General features: G+C 45.3%; 9 protein-coding genes. 4 read left to right on the forward strand and 5 right to left on the reverse strand.

The window, feature by feature from the left end; translation table 11 throughout:
- Both NWE95_07345 and NWE95_07350 read right to left on the reverse strand, forming a co-directional pair.
- The coding region (locus NWE95_07345) for a phage/plasmid primase, P4 family (protein MCW4003708.1) at positions 1-1,669 on the reverse strand (1,669 nt) is incomplete at its 3' end.
- 14 nt (positions 1,670-1,683) lie between these two features.
- Positions 1,684-1,863 carry a hypothetical protein gene (locus NWE95_07350; GenBank protein MCW4003709.1) on the reverse strand — a complete coding sequence of 60 codons (180 nt, stop codon included), beginning with the start codon at positions 1,861-1,863 and terminating at the stop codon, positions 1,684-1,686.
- 149 nt (positions 1,864-2,012) lie between these two features.
- Between NWE95_07350 and NWE95_07355 the strand changes: the two genes are divergently transcribed.
- Both NWE95_07355 and NWE95_07360 read left to right on the forward strand, forming a co-directional pair.
- Positions 2,013-2,663, forward strand: a complete 651-nt coding sequence (locus NWE95_07355) for a helix-turn-helix domain-containing protein (GenBank protein ID MCW4003710.1) — start codon at positions 2,013-2,015, stop codon at positions 2,661-2,663.
- 32 nt (positions 2,664-2,695) lie between these two features.
- Positions 2,696-3,430, forward strand: a complete 735-nt coding sequence (locus tag NWE95_07360; GenBank protein ID MCW4003711.1) for a transposase — start codon at positions 2,696-2,698, stop codon at positions 3,428-3,430.
- 115 nt (positions 3,431-3,545) lie between these two features.
- Here NWE95_07360 and NWE95_07365 read toward each other — a convergent pair whose 3' ends face one another.
- Positions 3,546-4,034: a hypothetical protein gene (locus tag NWE95_07365; GenBank protein MCW4003712.1), complete on the reverse strand. Its 489-nt coding sequence runs from the start codon at positions 4,032-4,034 to the stop codon at positions 3,546-3,548.
- 598 nt (positions 4,035-4,632) lie between these two features.
- Between NWE95_07365 and NWE95_07370 the strand changes: the two genes are divergently transcribed.
- Positions 4,633-5,091, forward strand: a complete 459-nt coding sequence (locus tag NWE95_07370; GenBank protein ID MCW4003713.1) for a hypothetical protein — start codon at positions 4,633-4,635, stop codon at positions 5,089-5,091.
- Positions 5,088-7,790: a PAS domain S-box protein gene (locus NWE95_07375; GenBank protein ID MCW4003714.1), complete on the forward strand. Its 2,703-nt coding sequence runs from the start codon at positions 5,088-5,090 to the stop codon at positions 7,788-7,790. The genes NWE95_07370 and NWE95_07375 overlap by 4 nt, the downstream gene beginning before the upstream one ends.
- 176 nt (positions 7,791-7,966) lie before the next feature.
- Here the strand turns inward: NWE95_07375 and NWE95_07380 are convergent, their stop codons facing one another.
- Positions 7,967-8,152: a hypothetical protein gene (locus NWE95_07380; GenBank protein ID MCW4003715.1), complete on the reverse strand. Its 186-nt coding sequence runs from the start codon at positions 8,150-8,152 to the stop codon at positions 7,967-7,969.
- A 66-nt stretch (positions 8,153-8,218) separates the two neighbouring features.
- Positions 8,219-8,416 (reverse strand): hypothetical protein, encoded by a 198-nt coding sequence (locus NWE95_07385; protein ID MCW4003716.1) that lies wholly within the window; start codon positions 8,414-8,416, stop codon positions 8,219-8,221.
- Positions 8,417-8,871: the final 455 nt, after the last annotated feature.

The raw sequence follows: 8,871 nt of genomic DNA on the forward strand, positions 1-8,871 counted from the left end.
GAACGCAGTCTTTAGCTAAAACCAAGGGTTGATTATCTGGCACACATGGCACACTTGGCACACGTGTACTATACCCGTCTAAAATTAATGATTCACCGATTTTACGCTGGGGTATCTGACCTGTGCCATCTGTGCCACCTGTGCCACTTTCAGCTTCAGAAACATCAAATTTCTGTTCCAAAGTTGTTTGTTGCTGTTCTTCGCTGGTGTCAACGGGTTTTTCCTCTTCCTCAGGTAGCTTCCGCAAGTCAATGCCTATCCAGCATCGTTCTCGTTTGCCGTTGACAAGCCGTTTGCCTTCGCTGATTTTTGGCGTGTTTTTCAGTCGGCTAACTAAGGCTTTCTCGTTCTCGTTTTCTAAGCCGTAGAAGTCACAGTATTCCTTATAGGCGGCGTGAACTTCAGCTCTGCCTTTGTAACTATTCTTGTTAAAAATCACCATTTCAGAAATGAAGGCTCCGATGGTGTCGCTGGCTCTTTGAAACAGTATTTCTGTTTCCTGTTGTGTTTTTCCTTCCGTAAAATAGCCTTGCGAAAGCAGTCGGTGTAAGCCTTCCAGCATCCAGTTTAATATTCCGCTGCGCTCTGTTGCGTCATTCAGCCAAACCTGCTCAATGTTGCTGATTTTGTTTTTGCCAATAAACTCATACGGAAAAGTCACGAAAAGCCGTCTATTTTTGAAAGCGGTTGTGTTATCTTCCACTTTCGGAAATCTGTTTGCGATAACTGTTATTTTAGCTGTGTTGCGGAACTTTATCGTTTTCTGTTTGCATTTTATCTCCGCTTCTATTGTGTCCTGTCCAGTCGCTGCTTTAAGCAGCTCAGTTCTCAGCACTTTTTTATTGTTTACAGTCGGCTCGTTGCATGTGTTAAAAAGTTTGCCAATAAGCCTCTCCATAGCGAAACGGTGATAACCGTCAAACTGCTCCAACGGCACACTTGCACAGTTATCAGCGCCAAGTATGCTTTCCATTGTACGTGTCCACGTGCCTTTTCCGTTCCTTCCACTTCCATGCAGCCACATGATCTTGTGCTCTCGGTAATCAGGCAGCAGCAGAAAACCGCTCCACTCTTGCAGCGTTAAAATATCCTCTGGCTTCAACACTTGCTTTAGCCATTCTTTGAAGTTCGGGCAGTCCGCATCCTTGTTAAACGCCACAGGTATCGAGTGAAAAGCCATCTCTTCCAGCGTAAAAGGCGAAAGCTTACCTGTTTCAACATCGAGTAAGCCGTTTTCCACAGCAATTTTTTTGCTGAAAACCACATCCGTATAAGTTAAACTTTTTAAAGTGTGCAGAATATTAGCGTAGTGGTGTGCCTTATCCTCGTCGCCTAAGATACGTGTAACAATTTCCTTAAGTTTTGTTTCGCCGTTTCGGCTCCAAACACCTTTAACCTCATCACCATAATAAAGCGTGTCCGATTCCCTGTCAGTCTTGAAATGCTCGTTTTCCGCCAACCACTTGGCTACGCGTGCGGGTTTGAAGCCAACTTTGTGTTCTGGGTCGTCGCAAAACTGCGCGAAGCACGGGTAGCTTATGTGCGGTTGCGCTGCAATTTTTTTGAGGTTTTCGCGCCATTTTTTGCCTTCGGGCGTTAGTTCCTCGGGCATGCCTTGCGGCACGTCGCTTGTGATTTGTTGCTGTGTTTGCTGGTCGGCGGCGGGCATGGCTTTGTTGCACCTCACTGCTGCGTTTGCTGTTGCACTGGCGGAATTGGGCGTATCACTATGGCACCGTTGATTTCCATAGCAACCTCGCGCAGCGGCTCGCCGTTTTGGCGCTCAAAATATTTTAGCCAACTGGCGGGCAACGTTACGCCTTTTGCTCTTCCAATCGTGCATATTTTTCTGGTTATGGGCATTTTCACGCTCACCTTGCAGTAATATTATTAAGCAAAAGTTTATAAGCATTTTTGTGACATATTATACCGTGAATTTGCCCATCATCACGGCAAAAAAACAGAAAGCTATGACAAAAACAAAACCAAAAATGCATATTGGGGCGAAAAGAATGAAGTACCGCTCAACTGAAGAAACCACAAACAAAATCCTAAAAGTATTAGCCCAGAACAAAGAATACGCGCAATACGACCTGCCCGACGCGGTAGGCAAAGACTACCGAACTGTCCTGCGCCACTTAAAAAAGCTTGAAAAAGACGGGTTAGTGAAAGTTGACAGGTTGGAGCCAGCTCAAAAAGGCGGGAAAGAGAAAAAAATTTACACGCTAACTCTTCTCGGCTTCATAGCAGCGTTAGCAACTTGCAAAATTGAACCAGCAAACCCAGAAATTGACGTGTTAATCGCAAAGTTTTCAGACCTACATTATATTTTTGCGAATTGGCAGAGGATGCTTTCTCAACTTCCGCGTTTTGATGTTTACGCTGCACTCGACGTGACTATAAGCAACTTTGACGCTCTGCGGCGTTTCAGACCGCAAGACTTGCGCGAAAACTTGGATAAACAGTTTACGCTGGCTTTTTTCAACCTCACGTTAACGGCTAATGAAAAAGATGCAAAAATACTCGGTACTGAAAAATGGTTAAGCTACATAAAAAGTGACCAGCCTTTGAGAGAGCTATATTTGCAGTTGCTAACTGTTGAAAAGGATAACTTAAAGCGTAGGCTTGATTTTTTTGACAGTGTACTCAAAAAGCTAAGATAGCCTTTTTTGCTAATTAGTATGCTGTTTTTTTATTGTTAATTATAAAATTTGGACGCATGCAAACACAGCAAGTAAATTTAAGTTTACTACGTGCATTGCCCGCGGATTTGCAGCAGCAAGTAGCCACCGCCGCGGGCGTTTGTTTGGACTGCGGCGAAAAACTGTTTTTAAGCGCGGACGACGAAACCGCTTGCCCAGCGTGCGGCGTCGTTTGGGATGCGGACAACGTAGCAAGTTACACGCCCTTCCCCGAAGCCAACGGCGAACCCTTTGAGAGCCACTGGTCTCCCACCACGGCAATAGCGCCCCGCAAGGCGCTCGGCGACACAACAGCCGCATACCGCGGCAAACTGGAGATGAAGGTTTTGGCTATGCGCAGCGCGGTTGACGTGGGTTTACGGGCACGCTACATACAGTTCCTCACAACCGCGGAAGAGCCGTCGCAGCTACGGCGGGTGCTGGGAAAACTTAGCAGTTTACTGCTGCACTTAGGCTTAGGCGATAACCACGCGGCTGCGGAGTACGCTGGCAACCTCTGCCGCCGCCTCGTTGCCTTTCTGCTGCTGTCAAAACTCACCGTGCATGTTAAGCTTGCTGATGCCATAGCAATGTACGTAGTAAAACAGTTAAACATAACCGCGGACTTGTCAATTTTAAACGCGAATGAAAATGACGTTGCGCTTGTGGCTTGGTTCGCTGAGACAACTCAACGTTTCAAGCGCCTTGCACTGCACTACGCGCAAAAAAAGCGCAAACGCAGTAAATAAATATATAACCGCAAACCGCTGCATGGAAAGACTTGGCATTTTTTGCGTAAAAAGGGTACCCAAACAGTGCAAAAAATACTCTTGGCAATGAAAAAAATTGGAGAATGGTGAGCGCTCACGGTGCGGCTGGTTTGTCCAAGATGTGCGCTGCAAGCTGCCGCTCAAGCGCTTTGACTTGCTGCATCGTCTCTATCCATGTGATGTAGAGGTGTGCGTGGCTGCTTACGCCATCCCACTGCTGAAGCACTTTCGGCGCTACTTCAGCAACGTTGCTGTATGTTTTCTCGTTTAAGCCAAGCTGAAGCGCTAAAGCGTGCAATTCTTCAAGCGTGCCGCGTTGCGTGAGTAGTTTGTGTTGTGCTATGGCTTTCCTGTAAATTTTTTCGTGCTCCAGCTTTAGGGCTTCGTAGCTTAGCTGCTGCTCTGCGTTGCTGGTTGCTGCTGCGTCCTCAAAATCGGCTAAGCGCTTAAGCATCCACTCGTTTAGTTCGCTGCTGATGTTTTTTCCTTGTGCTGCAAGGTGCTGTTTCAGTTTGCTGTAAACGTCAACGTTAATGCTGAAGGTTTTGGGCGCTCTGTTCTCGTATATTTTGGGTCTTGCCATCCTGTCACCCCCATAGGATAAATATGTAAATATGCAAAACAGGGGGTTTTTAGGGGCAAAAAGCATGTTTCGCCATAAAACTAACTTTGCGCTTAGCGTCACGCGCGGGTTTTGCGCGGAAACTTTGTTAGCTAACACCTCTCCCGCCTCTGTTTTTCCATGGATTTTTTGTTCTGTTTATCACAAATAAACAGAAGCGCACGCAACATTAGTTATTAACGTAAAATTTTTTTAAAAAATTTGAAAAACGATTTATACGTCGATTTCGCGTCGGTTACTACGTGCATACAAGCGTCTATATGTGTGGACGTTAGCCGAAAAGGATTTAGTTAGGCGGAAAATTGTTGAAGCGACCACCACGGGATTTGAGGAGATAGAATCCCAAAGAATCTGGAGAAATAATCAGCTACGAGACGCCTAAAACAAACTGGGCAACAGGCGAAAACTACATTCAGACATAGAGGAGACCTGCCAAAATTAGAGCACCATAACGGGGGGTTCACACGTACACACAAAATCTACATTTAATCACTATTACGGGTTAACAATCTTTATTAAACTTAAGGCACCTTAAGCCAAAATAAGGCAGGGGCTATCATTGTCTTCGCGGAACCGCGTGAAGCATAATAGCAATGCAGGTCTAAAACTGGATAATTTGCAGGTTGAAATTTCGAGCAGTGTGGGCTCTGTGTCTTCTTTTGATGGGGTGCTGCTTGAGTCTGTTGACCAAGTTTTTTCTTCTCTTGGCGAATCAGTAAAGACATCGATTTACTTTCATTTGGAAAACACGTTCGGAATCAGCAAAAAAGACATTCCAGCAAGGATAGCGGACTTTTCAGACGCGCTTGAAAAAATCTTCAGTCAGGGCGCCAGACACTTGGAGATTCAAATCATGAAAAATCTTCACCTTAAACTGGTCTCAGCTTGCAAGCTGCCAACGTCCAAAGACGCCTTTAATAAATTGATTGTTCCAGACATGGCGTTCCGAGAGTGCGTGCGCCTCGCCAGGCAAAATTTTAAGGCAAAAACAGAGGGGAATGGAGGTTCTGCCAAGTGAGCAAGAAGAAGCGCGGCATCGAAGCAAAAGCCAGAGTTGTTTTGAACTTTTTAACTGATATGGCAGTTATAGTTGACGAAAAAGGATTCGTGCTTCTGGTAAATAACGCGTTCGAGGAAGTAACGGGGTTAAATCAGAAAGAAGTAACTGGAAAGCAGTTTCTGCAATTTGAGATTTTGCCGCCAGAAAGCAAAAACGCGCTTTGGGAAAACTTGGAGAAAAGAATGCGCGGTTTGCCTGTTGAGCCTTATGAAGTTTGCTTTACAGATAAGGCTGGCAAAAGCCGATGGGTTGAAGTAAAAGGGCGCAGGGTCAACTATGGTGGACGCCCTGCCGACCTCGTAGTTTTCCATGACATTACCCAAAGAAAGGAAGACCAGCAACTGCTCAAGGAATACGCTGAGAGAATGGAAGCACTTGTTAAGGATAAAGTCAAGGAAATTACGGAAAGAGAGCGGCAGCTCCGCAGTATATTTGAGAACAGTATGGACGGAGTGATGCTGACAAAACCCGACGGGTCTATCCTCGCTGCGAACCCTCAAGCGTGTCAAATGCTGGGCATGACTGAAGAGGAAATTAAAAAAGCTGGACGCGATGGAATAGTTGTCAAAGACGAGAAACTGACAGCAGCACTAAAAGAACGTGACGCAACAGGCAGAGTAAAAACGGAACTTACATTCAAACGAAAAGACGGGTCGACTTTTCTCGGCGAAATCTCCTCAGCTTTATTTGCTGATTCAGACGGCACAATAAAAGGAAGCCTAATGATTAGAGATGTCACCGAACGCAAGAAAATACAGGACGCAATCATGCAAGAACGGGATACGCTTGGAAAAATCACGGCAAACATCGGCGCAGGACTCGCAATTATCGATAAAAACTATACAATATTATGGGCAAACGACTTCTTAAAATACTACAGGGGGAATATTGAAGGCAAACTCTGCTATACAGTACTTAATAGTTTAAATGAACCTTGCCCTGACTGTGGAGTTACAAAAATTTTCGCAAGAAAAACAAGCATCGACAGCCATGAATATTGCTCCCGAACTATTAATGGCGAACAGTATTGGGTTCAAATCATAGCCACGCCTATCAAAGATGAAAACGGCAACGTCACCTCCGTCGCAGAACTTGCGGTGGACATAACCGCTCAAAAACAAATGCAGCGGCAACTGCAAGAAAGCGAAGAAAAGTTTCATTCCATTTCGGAGTCGGCGCGTGATGCCATATTCATGTTTCATGAAGATGATACAATTACTTATTGGAATCCAGCAGCTACAAGAATCTTTGGTTTCACCGAGAAAGAGGCTCTTGGGAAAAAAGTGCACGACCTGGTGGTTCCCCCTCGGTTTGCCGAAGACCACCTGAAACTGATGAAAAAAATTGCTTGTGATTCAGCGAAAAAGCATTCTGACCTGTTTGAATTTCCAGCACTAAGAAAAGGCGGCGAAGAGTTTCCTATTGAAATCTCGATGGCAACATTGGAACTGAATGGCAAACGTCACATTGTAGCTATAGCCAGAGACATTACAGAACGTAAAAAGTTGGAACTTGCGCTTAAGAGTTCAGAGTTGAAGTACCGAAAACAGTTTGAGGAGTCGTTTGACGCTATCTTTTTAGCGGATGCAGAAACAGGGATAATACTTGATTGTAACCCTGCTGCCGCCAGACTTGTGGGTAGAGAAAAATCAGAATTAATTGGCAGTCACCAGCGAATTCTTCATCCACCAGAGAGAATTAAAGGTGAGTTTAGTGAGACATTTCAGTTGCATGCTTACGGAGAGAATATGCGAAATGTTGAGGAGCAGGTAATCACTAAGAATGGCGAAATCAAAGATGTTGTAATCAACGCTGCTATTGTTGATGTTGAGGGAAGAAGAATTCTTTTGGGAACATTTCGAGATGTCACCGAACAAAAAGCACTATTGCGAAAACTTGAGGAGTATTCAGAGGGTTTGGAGTTTACAGTGGAAGCGAGAACGCAGGAGCTGCGTGAGGCGCACAGAAAACTGTTGAAAGCTGAGCGGCTTGCTGCGATTGGCGAGTTAGCGGGGATGGTTGGGCACGACCTGCGCAATCCGTTGACAAGCATCAGAAACGCAGCGTACTACGTTAACAAAAAGCTACCTTCCTGCACAGATGAAAACATTAAACACATGCTCAAAATAATTGACAACTCTATTTTGCGTGCAGACAAAATCATAAATGACCTTCTGGAATATTCTCGAGAAATGTGGCTTGACCCTGAGGAATGCACGCCAAAGTCATTGCTGAAAGAGGCATTATCACAGGTTCAAGTCCCAACAAGCGTCACAATCGCGGATAAAACTCAGAGAAAACCGTTGTTTATGGCGGATAAAAACAAAATGGAGAGGGTATTCATTAACATGATAAAGAATGCGGTTGATGCCATGCCCTGTGGAGGAACACTGCAAATAAGAAGTGCTGAGAGAGACGGCAATGTAGAAATTACATTCACGGACACTGGAGTAGGCATACCCAACGACATTTTAGGTAAGCTTTTCGCACCATTAGTTACAACTAAAGCGCAAGGCATGGGCTTTGGCTTAGCCATCTGCAAACGCTTAATGGAAGCGCACGGCGGAGAAATCACGGTTAAAAGCACTGTAGGCAAAGGCACAACATTCACTATAACTTTGCCATTAAAACCTAAACTGGAAAAGGAGGAAAAATAGACAGGATAAACCTGCAAGAATCCTCGTAGTCGACGACAAAAACGTGAGCGCACCCCTTGAAACCGCACTCAAAAACGATAGGTACACTGTGGATGTGGCTGCAAACGGAGGAGATGCCGTAGAAAAGCCAAAAAACACAATTCAATAGTGTTTAATTGATATTAACCTGCCAGACATCAAAGGCACAGAGCTTCTGGTTGCGGAAGCGGCGCTGTGCCCCAAACCCGCGCAACAGCGGGCTGGAGAAAACCCGCTGCCCGTGGTTCATAGCTTAAGCGTGTTTGCTGCGCTGTCGCTGTTTTTGCTCGCGCCAATACTGCCGCAGCGGCGTGTTTTCGAGTCGTGGGCGTGGCAACGTTCATCACAAGTGTCATTTTTTCTGGGAAAATAAAAGGTGTGAATACTAATTAGTAAAAACACGCCGCGCCTTAGAGCGCACGCTCAATATCCTCAAGCGTTGAAAGCAATTTGTTAAGAAGCGTGTGGTATTTTGCTGGGTTTCGCCGCGCCAACCGCTTAAGCCGATATTCCTTGCGCTTGTACTCTGTCCAATGCGGTTTGTACGTGGTAACGCCGTCAACAAGCAAACTTGGCAACTTACGCTTAACACGCGCAACACTAACCATGCCCAGCACCTCTAAAAATCGCTTCTACACGTGTGAACGTGTTCCGTGGTTGGAAGAGCTCACAAGCTGAGTCCGACGCTACGCGGCAACGTTTGCCACGTACGCATGAGCCACGCCAATGCTTACAGTCAACACAGCGCCTTTCATCAACAAAAAAAGAGGGGAAGGTTGAAGCGCGGGAGAACTCTCCATCAAAGTTCATTCTAATAAATAGTTGTTGATTGAGGATGAAAAACAGCTGAGCACCCTATAGTGCCTAAGATGGTTCAGTGTCTTTTTGGATAGCTATCCTTTGAATAATTTGAAATATTCTCTTTGGGCGTTATAGAATGGTTTATATTTTTTGTGTGCATTATAGAATTAGTTATCTGCTTTTTGGGACGCTACGAACTTTGAACTACTCAAGTTCAACACCGCGTTTCGCTCAACTGAAAACACTGCTCAACGAGTGGCGA

This window comes from Candidatus Bathyarchaeota archaeon, from assembly GCA_026014725.1.
In the GTDB taxonomy this organism is placed as follows: domain Archaea; phylum Thermoproteota; class Bathyarchaeia; order Bathyarchaeales; family Bathycorpusculaceae; genus Bathycorpusculum.